The sequence below is a fragment of the Mesorhizobium sp. M0802 genome (assembly GCF_040320115.1).
In the GTDB taxonomy this organism is placed as follows: Bacteria; Pseudomonadota; Alphaproteobacteria; order Rhizobiales; family Rhizobiaceae; genus Mesorhizobium.
In genome coordinates, this window is the sequence record NZ_JAMYOY010000008.1 from 208,602 (window position 1) to 228,201 (window position 19,600).

Genomic DNA, 19,600 nt, shown 5'->3' on the forward strand with positions numbered 1-19,600 from the left:
TACTCCAAAGGGACAATGATGAACAATCCTCGCCACAACATCCGCGAAGTGCGCGCGCCCCGCGGCGACAAGCTCAACGCCAAATACTGGACGACCGAAGCGCCGCTGCGCATGCTGATGAACAACCTCGATCCCGATGTCGCCGAAAACCCCAATGAGCTCGTCGTCTATGGCGGCATCGGCCGGGCCGCGCGCACCTGGAACGATTTCGACAGCATCGTCGCCTCGTTGAAGACCCTCAATGAAGACGAGACGCTGCTGGTCCAGTCCGGCAAGCCGGTCGGCGTCTTCCGGACGCACACCGATGCGCCGCGCGTGCTGATCGCCAACTCCAACATCGTGCCGCATTGGGCGACCTGGGACAAATTCAACGAGCTCGATAAAAAAGGCCTGATGATGTACGGCCAGATGACGGCCGGCTCCTGGATCTATATCGGCACGCAAGGCATCGTGCAGGGCACCTACGAGACCTTCGTCGAGGCCGGCCGCCAGCACTACAATGGCAACCTTACGGGCAAATGGATCCTGACCGGCGGCCTCGGCGGCATGGGCGGCGCCCAGCCGCTTGCCGCCGTCATGGCCGGCGCCTGCTGCCTCGCCATCGAATGCAATCCGGACTCGATCGATTTCCGGCTGCGCACCCGCTATGTCGACGAGAAGGCCGAGACGCTCGACGAAGCGATGGAAATGATCGAGCGCTGGACCAAGGCCGGCGAGGCGAAGTCGGTCGGCCTGCTCGGCAATTCGGCCGACATCGTGCCGGAAATGTTCAAGCGGGGCATCCGCCCCGACATGGTCACCGACCAGACCTCGGCGCATGACCCGATCAACGGCTATCTGCCCAAGGGCTGGACGATGGCTGAGTGGCGCGAGAAGCGCGTCTCCGATCCCAAGGCTGTCGAGAAGGCCGCCCGCGCCTCAATGCGCCAGCATGTCGAGGCGATGGTCGCGTTCTGGAATGCCGGCGTGCCGACGCTCGACTATGGCAACAACATCCGCCAGGTCGCCAAGGACGAAGGCTTCGAGAACGCCTTTGCTTTCCCGGGTTTCGTGCCGGCCTATATAAGGCCGCTGTTCTGCCGTGGCATCGGCCCGTTCCGCTGGGCTGCTCTTTCGGGCGATCCCGAGGATATCTACAAGACGGACGCCAAGGTGCGCGAACTCACCCCCGGCAACACCCATCTGCACAACTGGCTGGACATGGCACGTGAGCGCATCGCCTTCCAGGGCCTGCCGGCGCGCATCTGCTGGGTCGGCCTCGGCGACCGCCACAGGCTGGGGCTCGCCTTCAACGAGATGGTGGCCAGGGGCGAACTCAAGGCGCCCGTCGTCATCGGCCGCGACCACCTCGATTCCGGCTCGGTGGCTTCGCCCAACCGCGAGACGGAAGCGATGAAGGACGGCTCCGACGCCGTCTCCGACTGGCCGCTGCTCAATGCGTTGCTCAACACCGCGTCGGGCGCAACCTGGGTGTCGCTGCATCATGGCGGTGGCGTCGGCATGGGCTTCTCGCAGCATGCCGGCATGGTCATCGTCGCCGACGGCACGCCGGACGCCGCAAGGCGCCTGCAGCGCGTGTTGTGGAACGATCCGGCGACAGGCGTCATGCGCCACGCCGATGCCGGCTACGACATCGCCATCGAGTGCGCGAAGGAGCACCAGCTCAATCTGCCCGGTATTTTAGGCTGATTGGCTTAAATGATGCGCATCGTACGGGCCGCCGACTACCGCGTCATGCCGTGGAAGAATGGCGGCGGCACGACCACCGAGATCGCCGTCTCGCCGGACGGCGCCGGGCTGGACGATTTCGACTGGCGCGTTTCGATGGCGCGAGTCGAGGGCAGCGGCCCGTTCTCGGGCTTTGCCGGCGTCGACCGCACGTTTGCCGTGCTGGAAGGCGAGGGTATCGTGCTTGATATTGCCGGCCGTCCGCCGGCCGAAGTGACGGCGGCTTCCGCCCCGCTGTCCTTCCCGGCCGATGTGCCGACCACGGCCGCGCTGATCTCCGGTCCGATCACCGACCTCAACGTCATGACCCGCCGCGCGCGGGCCACGCACACGGTCGAGCGCCTGGTGTTCTCGGTTCCGACCGATATCCGGCCGACCAGCGCTATGACCCTGATCCTGCCGTTCGACGGCGAGGTCGGCCTCAGCGGCCCGACATCGTCTCGTCTTGGACCCCTCGACACGCTGTTGCTCGGTCCGCAGGCGAAACTACGGGTTGAACCGGTACGGCCGACGACCGTGTTCGTCATCCGGATAGCCAGGCTGGGCCAGCCGCACCGCCAGCACAACGATTAACGCCTGTTGCCAAACATGATCGCACGCCGGAGAAATCTGGCGTAAGCTGTTGTCTGGATCACGAAAAAGCCCGAATCCTTCCGTCGTTCCAAGGCGGACGGGAGGGCAGGGGTGCTCGTCCTTGAGTTGTCGAAAGCCCCACTTAAAATGTCGAAGGGATAACGCCTCTGGCGTGGTGCGAAGCAAAACTTTCGGCCAGTGTAATCATGCAACCAATTGCATTTGAATCGGTTTTAGGGACATTGCCGTGGCGGTGGCGCCGCATCGCGTCCCCCATGCGGAATTTTCAATGAATATCCAGACAAATCCTGCCCAAATCGAAAAGTCCAGCGCCGGCTTCCCGGTCATCACCGAAGAGCCGATACGCTCCAATTTCCTGCCCGAAGAGCGGCTGCGCGCGCTGGGCGAAAGCCTCGCCAACGGCGACATCAAGGACCTGTTCGGCCTGACGCCGTTCGATTTCCAGGCCCGCATCCGCGACAGCGCCAAGAAAATCCTCGAAGTCTACCGCTCGACCAATGCCGCCCAGGCCAAGGGCGAAACCATCACGCCTGCCGCGCAATGGCTGCTCGACAACAATTATCTCGTCGAGGAGACCATTTTTCAGGTGAAGCGCGACTTGCCGCGCCGTTTCTACCGGCAGTTGCCGACCCTGGAAGTTGCCGATCGCGCCGCGGTGCCGCGCGCGCTGGCCTTGGCCTGGAGCTATGTTGCCCATTCCGACAGTTCGGTTTCGGCGACCATGTTCAAATCCATCGTCGAGGGTTTTCAGTCGGTCGAGCCGCTCAAGATCGGCGAATTGTGGGCGCTGCCGTCGCTGCTGCGCTTCGTTTTAATCGAGAATCTGCGCCGCATCGCCGTGCGCGTCGACCGCACCAGGCAGATGCGCCATATCGCCAACGAGGTCGCCGACCGCGTGCTGGCGACCGACGACAATGCAGACCGCCGGAAGATCCTGTCGGGCTACGGCGCGCATGCGCAGGACACCACCTTCGCCACCCAGTTGCTCTACCGCCTGCGCGACGGCTCGCAGAATGCCGGCAGGGCGCTGGAATGGCTGGAGGTCGAGCTCGAGAAAACCGGCTCCGACGCCGAGGAAATCATCATTTCCGAGCATCGCACGCTGTCCAGCGGCAATGTCACCACCGGCAACATCATCCGCGGCCTGCGCCTCATCAACGACGTCGACTGGACGGTGTGGTTCGAGGGCGTCAGCCGCATCGACACGCTCTTGCGCGAGCGCACCGATTTCGCCGCGCTCGATTTCTTTTCGCGCGACCAGTACCGCACGTCGATCGAGCAACTGGCGCGCCGCTCCGACCTGTCCGAATTCCGTGTCGCCGAAAAGGCCATCGAGCTGGCCAGCCATGTCCCCGGCGTCACCGATGCCTCCGGCGTGCCGGATGCATCAGCCGATCCGGCCATGCATACCGATGTCGGCTTCTTCCTGGTCGGCCCGCGCCGGCCGGATCTGGAAGAGGCGATCGGCTACCGGCCGCCCTTCCATGTGACCTTCAAGCGAGCCTTCACCGCCACGGGCTGGCTCGGCATCGTTGTGCCGGTCTTCCTGCTTACGGTGCTACTGCTGGTTGTCTCCGGCAATGCGCTTGCCCATCTTGGCCTGTCGGTGGAATCCATCACGCTGATGCTGGCGCTGTTTGCGGTGCCTGCCAGCGAAGGCGCGCTCGCCTTCTTCAACACCGTTGTTTCACTGTTCCTGAAGCCGACGCGGCTCGTCGGCTATGACTACAAGCACGGCATTCCGGCGGCATCACGCACCTTGGTCGTGGTGCCGTCGCTGATCGGCTCGCGCGATGATGTCGAGGAAAACATCCGCAACATCGAGGTGCATCACCTCGCCAACACGGCCGAAGAAATCCATTTCGCGCTGCTGTCCGACTGGCCGGATTCCAAGACCGAGATCGACGCCGCCGACATCGAGATCCTGCAATATGCGCGCGACGAGATCGCCAGGCTCAATGCCCGTTATCCCTCGGAAGGCGCGCCGCGTTTCTATATCCTGCATCGCCGCCGGCTCTACAACCAGGCGCAGGGCGCCTGGATGGGCTGGGAGCGCAAGCGCGGCAAGCTGCATGAGCTGAACCTTCTCTTGCGCGGCGATAGCGACACCACCTTCCTGCCGCTCGACGTGCCGCTGCCGGAAAAGGTCGTCTATGTCATGACGCTCGACGCCGACACGCGCACCACGCGCGACGCTGTGTCGTCACTGGTCGGCAAGCTCGCCCATCCGCTCAACCGCCCGCATTTCGACGCGACAAAGCGCGTCGTTACCGCCGGCTACACCATTCTGCAGCCGCGCATCACAGCCTCGCTCACCAGCGGCGACGACGCTTCTTTCTTCCAGCGCGTCTTTTCGTCCAACAGCGGTCTCGATCCTTACGTCTTTGCCGTCTCGGATCTCTACCAGGACGTCTTCAGCGACGGCTCTTTCACCGGCAAGGGCCTTTATCACGTCGACGCTTTCGAGGCGGCGCTGCAGGGCCGCATCGAGGAAAACACCGTCCTCAGCCACGATCTGCTCGAAGGTGCGTTGGCGCGCGCAGCACTTGTCACCGATGTCGAACTGGTCGAGGACTATCCTACCCGCTACTCGGTCGACGCCTCGCGCCACCACCGCTGGGCGCGCGGCGACTGGCAGCTGCTGCGCTTCATCGTCTCGCCGCGTTCCGGCGTGCCGGCGCTGTCGCGCTGGAAGATGGTCGACAATCTGCGCCGCTCGCTGACCCCGATCTTCTGGGTCATGGCGGCGATTGCCGGCTGGACGCTGCTGCCCTTCACGCAGGCCGCGCAGTGGCAGGCGCTGCTGATCCTGTCGCTGTTCATGGCGCCGACCTTCGATGTCGTCAACGCCATCCTGCCCAAGAGCGGCGACCAGACGCCGCGCGGCCATTTCTCCGCGCTGGCCCACGACACCGTCTTCGGCACGGCCCTTGTGGCGCTGAAAGTGCTGTTGATGGCGCACAATGCCTGGATGATGGGCGACGCCATCGTGCGCACGCTCTACCGCCTGTTCGTCAGCCGCCAGAACCTGCTGGAATGGCGCACCGCATCGCAGGCGCACAAGGGCGGCGACAACGATCTCGGCTCCTATTACAGCATGATGTATGGCGCCGTGATCATCGGCGTCGTCGGTCTCGCCATCCCCGTGCTGGCCGATTCCACCGGTGCCTTCGTCGCCTTCTTCTTCGCTCTGTTCTGGATCGGTTCGCCGGCGGTTGCCTGCTGGATCAGCCGCTCGGCCGAGACCGAGGACCGCCTGCGCATATCGCAGGCCGACATCCACGCGCTACGCACCGTGGCGCGCCGCACCTGGCATTATTTCGAAACCTTCGTCACGGCCGAGCACCACAATCTGCCGCCCGACAATTTCCAGGAAAGCCCGGCGCCGGTTGTGGCGCCGCGGACGTCGCCGACCAATATCGGCGTCTACCTGCTGTCGGTGGTGTCGGCACGCGATTTCGGCTGGATTGCGCTCTCCGATGCCATCACCCGCATCGACGCCACGATGACGACCATCGAGAGCATGCCGCGCAACCGCGGCCATCTCTTCAACTGGTACGACACGACGACGCTCAAGCCGCTCTACCCGCTCTACATCTCCGCCGTCGACAGCGGCAATCTCGCCGGACATCTGGTCGCGGTCGCGGCTGCCTGTGCCGAATGGGCGGAAGCCCCGTCCGTTCACCTGCAGGGCGATTTCGAAGGCGTCCTCGACACGGTGAGCATCCTCGACGAGAGCCTCGAGGAATTGCCTGACGACCGCCGGCAACTGCGGCCGTTGCGCCAGCGTCTGGCCGATCGCCTCGATGGCATGCGGCGCGCCGTCATGACCATCAAGGCGCAGCCGGAGATGGCCTCAATCCGCACCATTAACCTGGCCGTGCTTGCCGGCGAGATCCGCAAGCTCGCCACCGCCATCCACACCGAGGCCGGATCGCAGCGCAGCGACATTATCGCCGACTGGGCGGCACGGCTGGAAGCGACCTGCGAGGCGCATGTGCATGACTCGCACAGCGACGAAAACGCCGTCGAAGCCTTGCGCGCCAAGCTGCTGGCGCTGCGCGAACGCTGCCGCCGCTATGCCTTCGAGATGGATTTCTCTTTCCTGATGCGTCAGGAGCGCAAACTGCTCTCGATCGGCTACCGGGTCGAGGAGCACCAGCTCGACGAGAGCTGCTACGATCTGCTCGCCTCCGAGGCGCGGCTGACCAGCCTGTTCGCCATCGCCAAGGGTGACCTGCCCACGGAGCATTGGTTCCGGCTTGGAAGGCCGATCGTCGAGATCGGCTTCCAGGGTGCGCTGATGTCCTGGTCGGGCTCGATGTTCGAGTATCTGATGCCGCCACTGGTGATGAAGGAACCGCAGGGCTCGATCCTCAACCAGACCAGCAAGCTGATCATCAAGCGTCAGATCCAGTACGCGCGTTCGAAGAACGTGCCCTGGGGCATTTCGGAAGCGGCCTACAATGCCCGCGACCGCGAACTGACCTACCAGTATACCAATTTCGGCGTGCCCGGACTTGGCCTCAAGCGCGGCCTTGGCCAGAACACGGTGATCGCCCCTTACGCCACGATCCTCGCGGCGCAGTTCACACCGCGCGAATCCGTCCAGAATCTGGCTAGGCTGCGCTCCATCGGCGCTCTCGGCCGGCATGGCTTTTACGACGCCGTCGACTTCACGCCGCAGCGCGTGCCGGAAGGCACCGACCACGCTGTTGTCCTGAACTACATGGCGCATCACTCCGGCATGTCGATCGCCGCCGTTGCCGACGCCATCTTCGAGGGCCGGCTGCGCGACCGCTTCCACAGCGATCCGGTGATCGAGTCTGCCGAACTCCTGCTGCAGGAGAGGGCGCCGCGCGACATCCCGACCGCCACGGTCAGGACCGAAGCCGACGAGCGCTCGAAGGACGAGACCGAGGTCGAGAGCCCGGATTCGCGCATCGTCCTCGACCCGCTGAGGGCGTTGCGCGCCACCAGCGTCATGTCCAATGGCCGCTACTCCGTCATGGTCTCGGCCACCGGTTCCGGTTACAGCCGCTGGGGCGAACTCGCCGTCACCCGTTGGCAGCCCGACCCGACCGAAGACCGGCTCGGCTCCTACATCTTCCTGCGCGACGCCGGCAGCGGCGACTGGTGGTCGGCCACCGCGGAGCCGAAGCAGGCGACCGGCGAGAGAGTGCAGACGCTGTTTTCCGACGACAAGGCGAGCTTCGTCAAAACAGTGGGCTCGCTGCGTTCGGAGGTCGAATGCATCGTCATCTCGGAAGGCAATGGCGAGGGACGGCGCGTCACGCTCTACAACGACGGCGCCACTGACCGGCATATCGAGGTGACCTCCTTTGCCGAGCTGGTGCTGGGCAACGAAGCCTCCGACAATGCCCATCCTGCGTTCTCGAAAATGTTTATCGAGACCGAGATCGCTGCCAACAACGGCGCCATCTTTGCCACCAGGCGCAAGCGCGAGAAGAACGAGCCTGACGTCACCATGGTGCATTTCGTCACCGATCCGTCCGGGTCGGCGCGCGATGCCGAGGCCGAAACCGACCGCCGTGCCTTCATCGGCCGTGGCCGTACCATCGCGGAAGCGGCGGCCTTCGATCCCGGCGCCAAGCTTGGCGGTCACCACGGCTTCACCCTCGATCCGGTAGCGGCCCTGCGCCGCCAGGTGCGGGTGCCGGCCAACAAGAAGATATCGCTGACCTTCTGGACCGCCGTCGGCGCCAACCGCGCCGAACTGGACGAGGCCATCGCCAGGCTCGACCATCCCGAAAGTTTTGCCCGCCAGGCGATGCTTGCCTGGACGCGTTCGCAGGTGCAGACCCGCCATCTTGGTCTCAGCCTGACCGACGCCGCCAACGTGCAGAAGCTGGCGCGCTTCCTGATCTATCCCGATCCGTTCCTGCGCCTGCCCGGCGAATCCATCGCTTCGGGGCTGGGCAAGCAGTCCAGCCTGTGGCCGACCAGCATTTCGGGCGATTTCCCGATCTTCCTGGTCCGCATCGGCGACGTGGCCGACCTCGAAATTGTCGCCCAGGCGCTGCGCTTCCAGGAGTATATGCGCGCCCGCGGCATGATGATCGACTTCGTGGTCGTCAACGAGCAGGCATCGTCCTATGTCCAGGATCTGCAGCGCGCGGTCGAGACGCTGTGCGAAAACAGCCGCCTGCGCGGCAAGGAACTCGGGCCGCGCCAGCACATCTTCGCCGTGCGCCGCGACCTCATGGACGAGGCGACGTACAAGACGCTGCTGGCGGTTGCCCGCGTGGTTCTGCACACGCGCAACGGCACCATCTTCGACCAGATCGAACGCGCCGAGGCGGCAGCCTTGCAAGCACGCGATGCCCTGCAGCCGGCGCCCCCCGCGTCACTGCGCGAGCCGTCTCTGCCGGTGCCGGCGGCGCCTGCATACCATGCCGCGTCCGACAGCACCGCCGACGGCAGCGGCCTCAGCCAATGGAACGGCTTTGGCGGTTTCGAGGGCGACGGCCGCCACTATGTCACCCGCCTTGCCGGGCGGCGCTCGACGCCGCAGCCCTGGATCAACGTCGTCTCGAACGCCTCGTTCGGATTCCATGTCTCGGCCGAAGGCGCTGCCTTCACCTGGAGCCGCAACAGCCGCGATTACCAGCTGACGCCATGGTCGAATGATCCGGTCACCAACCGGCCGGGCGAGGGCATCTACATCTACGATCAGGCCAGCGGCAAGGCATTCTCGCCGCTGGCTGCCGTGGTCCGCGATCCCTCGATGACCTATGAGACATGGCACGGCCAGGGCTTCTCCACCTTCCGGTCCAAACGCGGCCCGCTGTCGATGGATCTGACGCACGTCGTCGATCCCGTCGATCCAGTGAAGATCACGCGGCTGCGCATCCAGAACTCAGGCTCGGCGCCGGCGCGGCTGCGCGTCTATGCCTATGCCGAATGGGTCCTCGGCAGCCATCGCTCGAGCACGGCTGCGACCATCATCCCGTCCAGGGATCCAGCGACTGGCGCGCTTCTGGCGCAAAACCCCTACGGTCTCGATTTCGGCGACCGAGTGGCCTTCCTTGCCGCCACCGGTCCGGTGCATTCGGTGACAGCCGATCGTGGCGAGTTCATCGGTAGGCACGGCACCAGCGCATTCCCGCACGCGGTCGTCAGCGGCGCCGGCCTGTCGGGCCGCGTCGAGGCCGGCGACGATCCGTGCGCAGCTGTCGCCAGCGAAATCGATATCCCTGCCGGCGGCGACGTCACGCTGGTCTGGCTGCTTGGCGACGCCGCCACATCAGCCGAGGCGAGCGCGTTGGTGCAGACTCATTCGGGCAAGGATTTCGACCAGCGGCTGGCCGACAATGAACGCGTCTGGCGCGGCTTCCTCGACACCATCCAGGTAGAGACGCCCGACAAGGCGCTCGACGCCATGGTCAATCACTGGCTGCCCTATCAGAGCCTGGCCTGCCGCATCCGCGCCCGCTCGGCCTTTTATCAGGCAAGCGGCGCCTTCGGCTTCCGCGACCAGCTGCAGGACACGCTGGCCCTGCTTGCGCATGATCCGAAACTGGCGCGCGACCAGATCCTCAATGCGGCGCGCCGGCAGTTCCCCGAAGGCGATGTCCAGCATTGGTGGTTGCCGCGCACCGACGCCGGCGTGCGCACTATGATCTCCGACGATGTGGTCTGGCTGGCGCATGCCACCAATCGCTACATCGAGGTGACCGGCGATACAGGGATCCTGAACGAGCAGCTGCCTTTCATCGACGGGCAGGTGCTGGGCGAGGGCGAGCACGACGCCTTCTTTACGCCGGAAATCTCCAAGACGAACGCTTCGCTCTACGACCATTGCGCGCGCGCACTCGACCTTGCGGTCAAGCGCAGCAGCCCGGCTGGGCTGCCGCTGATCCTCGGCGGCGACTGGAACGACGGCATGAACCGCGTCGGCGAAGCCGGCAAGGGGGAGAGTGTCTGGCTCGGCTGGTTCCTTTTGAAGACGCTGGGCGACTTTACCACCGTGGCCAAGGGGCAAGGCGACACCAAACGGGCGCAGGCCTGGACAAAACACGCCGATGCGCTGAAGCGGGCGCTGGAAAGCACCGCCTGGGACGGCCAGTGGTATCGCCGCGGCAGCTACGACGACGGCACGCCGCTTGGCTCGCATAATTCGGACGAGTGCAAGATCGACTCCATCGCGCAGTCGTGGAGCGTGCTCTCCGGCGAGGGCGACCCCGCGCGCTCGACCACGGCGATGCAGCAGGCGACGAACCTGCTGGTCGACGACAAGCTCAAGATCGTCAAACTGTTTACCCCGGCCTTCCAGAACACGAGAAAGGACCCTGGTTACATCAAGAGTTATCCGCCGGGCGTGCGCGAGAACGGCGGCCAGTACACCCATGCGGCGACCTGGTTTGTCATCGCGCTCGCTGAAATGGGCCGCACCGACGATGCCTATCGCTGCTTCTCGATGCTGAACCCGGTCAACCATGCGCTCGACGATGCATCGGCCGAGCATTACCGCGTCGAGCCGTACGTCGTCGCCGCCGACATCTATTCCGGTGAGGGCAAGGGCGGTCGCGGCGGCTGGACCTGGTATACGGGCTCAGCGGGATGGCTCTACCGTGCTGCGGTCGAAGGAATTCTGGGCATTGAGCGGCGGGGCAAGCAGATCACGTTCCGGCCGAAACTGCCCAGCCATTGGGACGGCTATTCTGCCACGCTGAAGATGCTGGGGTCGGAGATCAAGGTTCGCGTCATCCGCGACAAAAAGGCCAAATCCATCTCGCTCGAAGTCAATGGAACCAAGACAAAGTCTTCCGGTTTTCAGCCGAAAGCCGGCGACAAGACCGAGGTGGTCGTCAAGATACCCGCGTAAAATCAAAGGCTTCAGGTTATTGACGCGCGCCTTTCGAGGCGCGCGTTTTCTACTTCGGCATGCTCCTGGCGCAGAACGGCGTGCCTTCCCGATAACGGCGGTCCAAGCGTGCAGTGACTAAAAATGTGGCAGCGCCAGCTGCTGCCATGATTTTGCCGCAAGACTGACATTTCACCTTTTATCTCAAACCGTTAGGTGATCACGGCAGATTTCGCAACGTCGTCATCTTTTGTTCGCAGAATGGGAACGGAAGAGGTAGACGGGCATTGTTTTGCGACCCGTTAACCGGTACGTGTCAAGAAATGGTGCGGTGCACAATAATGTTTTGGGCGGAGTAGCTGAAGTGTCACTTCTGCAAATCTACTGGAGAGCGCTGGGTTATCTCGCAGCCGACAGGAAGCGCGTTGCGTTTATCTGCGGTGCGAATGTCGCGCTCGCCATTATCGCCATCCTCGAGCCGATCATGTTCGGCCGGGTGATCGACGCCATCTCCGATAAGGGTTCGGTGTTTTCGACGCTCGCGCTGTGGGCCGGTCTCGGCGCCTTTAACATCGTCGCCTTCGTGCTGGTGGCGCGCGGCGCCGACCGTTTTGCCCACAAGCGTCGCAGCGAGGTGCTGTGCCAGTCGTTCGAGCGCGTGATCACCATGCCGCTCGCCTGGCACCACCAGCGCGGCACCTCCAACGCGCTGCACACGCTGCTGCGCGCCGTCGAGACGCTGTTCAGCCTGTGGCTTGAATTCATGCGCCAGCATCTGTCGACGGCTGTTGCGCTGGCTCTGCTGATTCCGACCGCTATAAGCATGGATCTTCGCATGTCGCTGGTGCTGATGGCGCTGGGCGTTCTCTATGTCGGCATCGGCCGGCTTGTGATGAAGCGCACCAAGGCGGGCCAGGCCGCGGTCGAGCGCCACTACCATCAGGTGTTCGCGCATGTGACCGACTCGGTCAGCAATGTCGCCGTGCTGCAGAGCTACAACCGTCTCGGCCACGAGGCCGATACGCTGCGCCGCTATGTCAAGAACCTGCTCGACGCGCAGAACCCGGTGCTCGACTGGTGGGCGATGGCCAATGCGCTGCACCGCCTGTCGTCGACCATTTCGATGATGGTTGTGCTTTTGATCGGCGCCTATCTGGTCACCCATGGCCAGCTCAAGATCGGCGACGTCATCGCCTTCACCGGCTTTGCCACGCTGCTGATTGCCCGCCTCGACCAGATGTCGGCTTTCGCCAACCAGATTTCCGAAGCCCGCGCCAAGCTCGAGGACTTCTATCACCTCGAGGATTCGGCCGCCGACTCCGCCGAGCCGGACGGCTTGCGCGACCTCACCAACGTCACCGGCCATGTCCGCTTCGAGAATGTCGGCTTCGAGTTTGCCAATTCGCGGCAGGGCGTCGACGACGTCTCCTTCGAGGTCCAGGCCGGGCAGACGGTTGCCATCGTCGGCCCGACCGGCGCCGGCAAGACCACGCTGATCAACCTCTTGCAGCGCGTCTTCTCGCCGTCTCATGGCCGTATCCTGATCGACGGCATCGACACCCGCACGGTGACCCGCAAGTCGCTGCGTCATTCGATCGCCACCGTCTTCCAGGATGCCGGCCTGCTCAACCGCTCGATCGAGGACAACATCCGCGTCGGTCGTGCCGAGGCGACTTATGACGAGGTTCACGCCGCCGCCAACGCGGCTGCCGCGCAGGATTTCATCCTTGCCAAGAGCGCCGGCTATGACACCGTCGTTGGCGAGCGCGGCGGCCAGCTTTCGGGCGGCGAGCGTCAGCGCATCGCCATTGCCCGCGCCGTGCTCAAGGACGCACCGATTCTGGTGCTCGACGAGGCGACCAGCGCGCTCGATGTCGAGACCGAGGACCTCGTCAAGGAAGCCATCGACGAACTGAGGCGCAACCGCACCACCTTCATCATCGCCCACCGCCTGACCACCGTCCGCGACGCCGACCTGGTCGTGTTCATGGACAAGGGCAAGGTGGTCGAGATGGGCGGCTTCGCCGAACTGTCGCTGCGCAATGGCCGTTTCGCCAGCCTGCTGCGCGCCGGCGGCCTGCTCAACGACGAGGAAGTCCGCCGTCTCAGCCGCACGGTGAATATCGAAGCTGCGTAAGCTTTTTACCTGCCCCTTGTGGGGAGGTCGGACCGAAGGTCCGGGTGGGGTAGTGCCCGCCACCCCCACCCCGCTGCTTCGCAGCGACCCTCCCCACGAGGGGGAGGGTAAGCACTGCGACAACCGCTCGATTGCCCCGAACGCGCCGCCGGTCTATCTAGACCCTATGAGCGATACCTCCTCACGCCTCGCCGGCTGGACCGACCTCGCCAACCCGACGCGCTTTGTCGGGCTGGCCGACAGGCTGGTGCCGTGGCTGGCGTCGATCGCCGCGATCCTGCTCGCCATCGGTCTCTATATGAGCTTTGCCGCGCCTGAGGATTTCCAGCAGGGCATCACGGTGCGCATCATGTATATCCACGTGCCTTTCGCCTGGCTCGCCATGATGTGCTACACGGTGATGGCCGTCGCCGCGCTCGGCACGCTGGTCTGGCGCCATCCCTTGGCCGATGTCGCGCTGAAGTCGGCAGCCCCGATCGGCGCCACCTTCACCGCGCTTGCGCTGGTCACCGGCTCGATCTGGGGCAAGCCGATGTGGGGCACCTGGTGGGTCTGGGACGCCCGCCTGACCTCGGTCTTCATCCTGTTCCTGATGTATCTCGGCATCATCGCGCTGACGCGTGCGCTCGATGACGCCAGCCGCGCCGCCTGGGCCGCCGCCATCATCACGCTCGTCGGCTTCATCAACATCCCGATCATCAAATTCTCGGTCGACTGGTGGAACACGCTGCACCAGCCGGCCTCGGTGTTCCGGCTCGGCGGACCGACGATCGATCCCAGCCTGCTATGGCCACTGCTGGTGATGGCGCTCGGCTTCACCGTGCTGTTCTTCGCGCTGCATTTGACGGCGATGCGCACTGAGATTCGCCGCCGGCGGGTCATTGCCATGAGGCGCATCGCGGCGCGGCAGGCAGAGCAACGCGACTAGGCGGTTCTCTTCCGGCCACTCGAATGACAACCGAAACAGCAGCCTTTGCCTATCTCCGTCTAAATTAGAATATGCTGCTATGTTGCTGTACAGCAACGAGGATTCCTGAAAGAGTGCCCTGACTGCGTCTGCTTATTGACAGCTCCAACCGCAGGCGAGCAAGTAGCTGGAACGCTACGAGGGAATCGACGATGAAACTGCTTCTACTGGCTGGTGTGTCGACAACGGCATTGGTGCTTGGCTGGAGTTCGGCCTACGCCGCCGACGCGATCGTCGACGTTCCGAGGGCAGAGGATCTCTGGTACGTCACGCTCTTCGGCGGCGCCAGTTTCCCGAACCATGTGAAAACGGACTACAATGGTACTGGCTATTCAGTCGATCTTGATACCGGGTTCGTAATCGGCGGCGCTGTCGGTCGACGCATCAACGATGTGTTTCGTGTCGAAGGCGAACTGTCCTACGCGCGCTACAAGGCAAGCGAATACAGCTACACGGGCGTCGGCAACTATCCGGCTTCCGGCAATCTGTCGGCCACCTATCTTCTCGCCAACGTCTGGGCCGATGTTGCGCATTTTGGTGATGCCAAACTCTATGTCGGCGGCGGTCTCGGCGCGGCCTATGTTACCGCCGATACTCACTTTGATGGCCACGCCTTTGGATACGGGCCTGGCGGCTGGGGTTTCGCCGGCCAAGTGGGCGCCGGTGTTACCTACGCGGTAACGCAGAATGTCGACCTCGATTTCGGTTACCGCTTTAAGGCCGTGACAAGCGTGGATCTAGACGACAATGATGGCGGCGGCACATACGAGAACGCCAAATTGTACTCCCACAATCTCCAGCTTGGCGTTACCCTGAAGTTCTGATTGGTTCGTCGCAGGCCGCGACCGGGATTTGACGGATGCCGCTCTTGCCACGCCGGCAACCCCTGGGCCTGCCGGCAATGATCCCAGCCTCGCTGCCGACCGCCGGTGAGCCGGCGGAAAAGACATTGCAGCGCGGCATCGACCTGCAACGGCGCAAGCGTTTTCGCGAGGCCGAGTTCTGCTACCAGACGGTGCTTCGCACGCAGCCCAAAAATGCCATGGCGCTGAACCTGATGGGCACGCTCGCCATCGAGGCCGAGCATCATGACGCCGCCATTGCCTATATGGAAAGGGCGGTCAAGCTCGAACCGGACAACGCCATCTTCCGCAACAATCTCGGCAACGCCTACAATGTCACCGGCAACGTCGACAAGGCGCGCAGACATCTGAGAAAGGCGATCGAGCTCGACGGAGGGCTCATCGAAGCGCTGTGCAATCTCGGCCGCTCCTACCGCAGCCAGCTCGAGGGCGACATTGCCGAAGGGTTCTATCGCCAGGCGCTGGCTATCGACGGCCAGTCGGTGATGGCACTTGCCGGTATGGGCGATTTGCTCACCGACATTGGCCGGCCGGCCGAGGCGGTCGAATGCTTCAGCAAGGCCCTTGCCATCGACCCGGGCCATGTCGAGGCGCTGGCTGGAATGGCGCTTGCGCGCCGGGCGGTCAAGGACGATCCGACGTTGCCTTTGGTGCTGAAACGCCTGGAATTGCCGACGACCACCGATCGCGAGCGGGTAGTGCTGCACCACGCCGCCGGCAAGATGCTCAATGATCAGCGCGAGTATAGCCCGGCCATCCGCCATTTCGCGAGGGCCAAGGCGATTTCCGGCAATGATTTCGACATCGACCGGCACACCCAGCTTTACGACAGCTTCATCGACACCTTCGACGCCGGCTTCTTCAAGACGCGAGCCAGTTTGGGAAATCCATCCAGGCGCCCGGTCTTCATCGTCGGCATGCCCCGGTCGGGAACGACGCTGACCGAGCAGATATGCGCCAGCCATCGCGATATCCATGGCGCCGGCGAGTTGTCGACCATTCGTTCACTTGCCGGCGAACTTGGGTTCGACAAGCTCGACCCAGCCATTTTCACCAAGGGCATGGCGGCGCTCACTGCGGCCAAGGCCAAGGAGCTTGGATCGAAGTATCTCGACGATCTCAACAGACGCAACAGCAAGGCGCGGCTTGTCGTCGACAAGATGCCGCATAATTTCGAGCTGCTGGCCTTCATCAGCCTGATCTTGCCGAATGCCCGCATCATCCATTGCCGGCGTGACCCGATGGACAATTGCGCGTCCTGTTTCATGCATAACTTTTCCGAGGCGCACGGCTATAATGCCGATCTGACCAAGCTTGGGCAGTATTACCGGCAGTATGACCGCCTAATGCGCCATTGGGCCAAGGTCATCCCGCTGGATATCCACGACATGCCCTACGAAGAAACGGTCGCCGATTTCGAAAATCGCGCCCGTGTATTGATCGGATTCCTCGGCGTCGAGTGGGACGATGCCTGCCTGCGTTTCAACGAAACCGAGCGCACGGTGCGGACGCCGAGCCGCTGGCAGGTGCGCCAGCCGATCTATTCATCCTCGGTCGAGCGCTGGAAGCTGTATGGCGACGCGCTGGATCCGCTGAAGGCGGCGCTGGGTCCGGTTTGTCAGTCCTGATTTCAGTTGGCCCGAACAACCTCGCGCTCGACGCGCGCTGGCGTAGATTAGACCTGAGTTGCATCGTGCTTTGGGGCCAAATGAAAGCCGAATGCTTTCATGACCGCCAGTGTGGTTTCCAGCGTAGGATTGCCGTTTTCGCTGAGCGAGGTATAAAGATGCTCGCGAGCCAAGCCGGTCTTTCTGGCAATGTTGCTCATCCCCTTGGCGCGGGCAACGACACCGAGGGCGGACGCGACGAATTTGGCGTCTCCGGTTTCCATTGCCTCTGCCAGAAACGCCTCGATTGCCGTATCGGAATCGAGCATTTCGGCGGGATCGAAATCATAGATTTTTTCAACCATTGTCGTCACTCCATTCTACGGCCAGGCGCTTTGCTGTCCGTATGTCGGTTTCTTGTGAACATTTATCCCCGCCGCACAGGAGCAGGATGACCGTTTCACCGCGCTTGTGAAAATAAACGCGCCGGGCCCATAGTGAATGCGCAATTCACTGATGCCTTCACCCACTGGGGCCACGTCGCCGGGATTTCCTACAATCAAACGTTGCAGCCGAACGGCAATTGCCGCCTTGGCTCTTCCGTCTTTCAGCTTTTGGTGCCACCTCCGAAAGGTGGCTGTCTGCTTCAGGATTGCCATGGGGACTAGTAAGTTATAAATTACAATTCGTCAATGTCGAAATAGGGCGAGCCTCCAAAACGAAAAGCCTCACCCCATCCGCCCACGCGCTTCCACCTTCAGCGTTTCCAGCACCTTGTCACCGTCGATCAGATGCACCTGGTCGAACAGGTTGGTCACGACGCAGCAATGATCAGGCACCACGCGAACGCGTTCGCCGATGCGCAGGCTCGCGCCATTCGCAAGCGTGACCGTGCCATGTTCCTCGCTCAAGCTGGTGACGCGGGCGCCGGGCATGCCGAGCAGCTCGCCAAAATCGGCGAGCCCCAGCGTGTCGCTGGACAGCGCCTTGCTGCCGCTGTCGAGGATGGCGCGGGCCGGCGTCGGATGGCTGACCACGGTGGCGAGCACCGTCAGCGCACAATCGTCGAGCGTGCCGACGCCTTTGGCGACCTGATACCGGTCGAGGTAGATGTAGGTGCCGGGGCGGTATTCGGTCACCACGCTGTCCTCGCCCGAGCGCCACATGTCAGGCGTGCCGCCGCTGGAGATGCGATCACAGGCGAGACCCGAGGCCGCGAGCGTTTGTTTGGCGCCGGCCAGCCACGATTCAGCCTCGGCGGCGCGGCCGGCCGCGGGGTAGGTCATCAGCCCGCCGAAGGTGAGCCCCTTGGCTTGGTCGATCAACTTCGCCAGTGCCAGCGCCTCGGCGGCGCTTTGCACACCACAACGGCCCATGCCGGTGTCGCATTCGACCAGGACGGGCAGGGGGTGCCCTGCATCGGTGAAGGTGGCGGCGAGCCCCTCCAGCGTTTCGAGGCTGTCGGCCGTCACTGACAGTGTCACACGGCCATGCAGGGCCTTGAGCCGCTCCAGCTTGGCGCGGCCAAGGATGTTGTAGGGCAGGAAAATATCGGTCAGCCCGGCATCGGCCATCACTTCGGCCTCGCCGATCTTCTGGCAGGTGATGCCGACCGCGCCGGCCGCCATCTGCTTCTTCGCCCAATAAGGCAGTTTGTGCGTCTTGATGTGCGGCCTGAGTTTCAGCCCGTGGCGGTCGGCATGCGCCTGCGCTCGTGTGATGTTGGCTTCGGCGCGGGCTGCGTCGATGAGGATCGCCGGCGTGTCGAGGTCGTCTATGCCTTGCATGAAATATCACCCTGGGAAATCTGGCTGACTTATGGCCCCGATCCGCACGGATGTCATGGGGCCAGCACGCAGTTTGCGTCGACACCGCAGCGCTGTTCGGCTATGCGCTTCAGATAACTCCAGGGAACGCGACGCGAAGGGATCACGATCATGAAACGCTCCACCGTCAACGACATCATCCGCGATGCAGACGCCTTCATCCGCTCGTTCGGCTACATCATGCCGCCCTTCGCCTACTGGAGCCCGGAAGAGATGAAGGCGCGCAAGGCCGACTCCGCCGCCATTTTCACCTCGCGGCTCGGTTGGGACATCACCGATTACGGCCAGGAAAAATTCGACGAACTCGGCCTGTTCCTGTTCACCGTTCGCAACGGCGTCTATGCCGACATGAAGAAGGGCATGGGCATGCTTTATGCCGAGAAGATCATGATCTCGCGCAAGGATCAGCTGTCGCCGATGCACCGCCACAACATCAAGGCCGAGGACATCATCAACCGCGGCGGCGGTAAGCTCGTGCTGGAACTGTTCATGCACGATCGCGACGGCGGCATCGATCCGAAGGCCGAAGTGACGGTGCCGGTCGACGGCACCATCCACAGGCTGCCGGCAGGCGGGCTCCTGAAGCTCGACCCGGGCCAGAGCGTGACGCTGCTGCCCGGCGTCTGGCACGCCTTCTGGGCCGAGGGCAAGGATGTGCTGATCGGTGAGGTCTCGACCGTCAATGACGATCTCACCGACAACGTCTTCCGCGAGCCGATCGGCCGCTTCTCCAACATCGACGAGGATGTCGCGCCGGTGCACCTGCTGGTGTCCGACTATGAGAAGTGGGTGGGGTAGGGCGAGAGGCACTCAGCATCGACTTCATTTCATCAGTCGGCGCTGCCCCTCATCTGCCTGCCGGCATCTTCTCCCCGTATAGTGACGGGAGAAGGGGCTGATGTCCGAACCGGATAGATAGGTAACAGAATGGACCGATAGCATGGGTGACAGTTTTCTCCTTCGCCGGGAGGACCGGCGATGGTTTGGCGAGAGACTGGCATCATGGACGAGCGGCTACGGTTTGTTGTGGAGTGTCTTGCTGGGGATGAGA

At 63.4% G+C, this 19,600-nt stretch carries 11 protein-coding genes; 8 read left to right on the forward strand and 3 right to left on the reverse strand.

Going from position 1 to position 19,600, the window contains the following annotated elements:
- Window positions 1–18 precede the first annotated feature (18 nt).
- From hutU to NKI10_RS14415, 7 genes are all read left to right on the forward strand, one after another.
- Window positions 19–1,689: a urocanate hydratase gene (gene hutU / locus NKI10_RS14385; protein WP_502896825.1), complete on the forward strand. Its 1,671-nt coding sequence runs from the start codon at window positions 19–21 to the stop codon at window positions 1,687–1,689.
- A 12-nt stretch (window positions 1,690–1,701) separates the two neighbouring features.
- Complete coding sequence (locus NKI10_RS14390) at window positions 1,702–2,301, forward strand: HutD/Ves family protein (RefSeq protein ID WP_352860591.1); 600 nt, start codon at window positions 1,702–1,704, stop codon at window positions 2,299–2,301.
- Window positions 2,302–2,590: 289 nt separating this feature from the next.
- Window positions 2,591–11,170, forward strand: a complete 8,580-nt coding sequence (locus tag NKI10_RS14395) for a glycoside hydrolase family 94 protein (RefSeq protein ID WP_352860572.1) — start codon at window positions 2,591–2,593, stop codon at window positions 11,168–11,170.
- A 343-nt stretch (window positions 11,171–11,513) separates the two neighbouring features.
- Window positions 11,514–13,286 carry a glucan ABC transporter ATP-binding protein/ permease gene (locus NKI10_RS14400; RefSeq protein ID WP_352860574.1) on the forward strand — a complete coding sequence of 591 codons (1,773 nt, stop codon included), beginning with the start codon at window positions 11,514–11,516 and terminating at the stop codon, window positions 13,284–13,286.
- Window positions 13,287–13,452: 166 nt separating this feature from the next.
- Window positions 13,453–14,214, forward strand: coding sequence for a heme ABC transporter permease (locus NKI10_RS14405; RefSeq protein ID WP_023715243.1), 762 nt, complete (start codon window positions 13,453–13,455; stop codon window positions 14,212–14,214).
- A gap of 191 nt (window positions 14,215–14,405) precedes the next feature.
- Window positions 14,406–15,077, forward strand: coding sequence for an outer membrane protein (locus NKI10_RS14410; RefSeq protein WP_023689643.1), 672 nt, complete (start codon window positions 14,406–14,408; stop codon window positions 15,075–15,077).
- A gap of 35 nt (window positions 15,078–15,112) precedes the next feature.
- Complete coding sequence (locus NKI10_RS14415; RefSeq protein WP_352860577.1) at window positions 15,113–16,744, forward strand: tetratricopeptide repeat-containing sulfotransferase family protein; 1,632 nt, start codon at window positions 15,113–15,115, stop codon at window positions 16,742–16,744.
- Between the two features lie 47 nt (window positions 16,745–16,791).
- Here NKI10_RS14415 and NKI10_RS14420 read toward each other — a convergent pair whose 3' ends face one another.
- The 3 genes from NKI10_RS14420 to NKI10_RS14430 form a co-directional block, all read right to left on the reverse strand.
- Window positions 16,792–17,088 carry an addiction module antidote protein gene (locus tag NKI10_RS14420; RefSeq protein ID WP_023672893.1) on the reverse strand — a complete coding sequence of 99 codons (297 nt, stop codon included), beginning with the start codon at window positions 17,086–17,088 and terminating at the stop codon, window positions 16,792–16,794.
- A 15-nt stretch (window positions 17,089–17,103) separates the two neighbouring features.
- Window positions 17,104–17,382 carry a type II toxin-antitoxin system RelE/ParE family toxin gene (locus tag NKI10_RS14425; RefSeq protein WP_352860579.1) on the reverse strand — a complete coding sequence of 93 codons (279 nt, stop codon included), beginning with the start codon at window positions 17,380–17,382 and terminating at the stop codon, window positions 17,104–17,106.
- A gap of 69 nt (window positions 17,383–17,451) precedes the next feature.
- A complete protein-coding gene (locus NKI10_RS14430) occupies window positions 17,452–18,510 on the reverse strand; it encodes a D-TA family PLP-dependent enzyme (protein ID WP_352860581.1) in 1,059 nt (352 codons plus the stop codon).
- Window positions 18,511–18,660: 150 nt separating this feature from the next.
- Here NKI10_RS14430 and NKI10_RS14435 point away from each other — a divergent pair, with 150 nt between their 5' ends.
- Complete coding sequence (locus tag NKI10_RS14435; protein ID WP_023694398.1) at window positions 18,661–19,347, forward strand: D-lyxose/D-mannose family sugar isomerase; 687 nt, start codon at window positions 18,661–18,663, stop codon at window positions 19,345–19,347.
- Window positions 19,348–19,600: the final 253 nt, after the last annotated feature.

Excerpts from the sequence above, each read along its gene's own strand:
- NKI10_RS14430 (WP_352860581.1), bottom strand. The coding sequence starts at position 18,510 with ATGCAAGGCATAGACGACCTCGACACGCCGGCGATCCTCATCGACGCA.
- NKI10_RS14420 (WP_023672893.1), bottom strand. The coding sequence starts at position 17,088 with ATGGTTGAAAAAATCTATGATTTCGATCCCGCCGAAATGCTCGATTCC.
- NKI10_RS14390 (WP_352860591.1), top strand. The coding sequence starts at position 1,702 with ATGCGCATCGTACGGGCCGCCGACTACCGCGTCATGCCGTGGAAGAAT.
- NKI10_RS14435 (WP_023694398.1), top strand. The coding sequence starts at position 18,661 with ATGAAACGCTCCACCGTCAACGACATCATCCGCGATGCAGACGCCTTC.
- NKI10_RS14425 (WP_352860579.1), bottom strand. The coding sequence starts at position 17,382 with ATGGCAATCCTGAAGCAGACAGCCACCTTTCGGAGGTGGCACCAAAAG.
- NKI10_RS14395 (WP_352860572.1), top strand. The coding sequence starts at position 2,591 with ATGAATATCCAGACAAATCCTGCCCAAATCGAAAAGTCCAGCGCCGGC.
- NKI10_RS14405 (WP_023715243.1), top strand. The coding sequence starts at position 13,453 with ATGAGCGATACCTCCTCACGCCTCGCCGGCTGGACCGACCTCGCCAAC.
- NKI10_RS14410 (WP_023689643.1), top strand. The coding sequence starts at position 14,406 with ATGAAACTGCTTCTACTGGCTGGTGTGTCGACAACGGCATTGGTGCTT.
- hutU (WP_502896825.1), top strand. The coding sequence starts at position 19 with ATGAACAATCCTCGCCACAACATCCGCGAAGTGCGCGCGCCCCGCGGC.
- NKI10_RS14415 (WP_352860577.1), top strand. The coding sequence starts at position 15,113 with ATGCCGCTCTTGCCACGCCGGCAACCCCTGGGCCTGCCGGCAATGATC.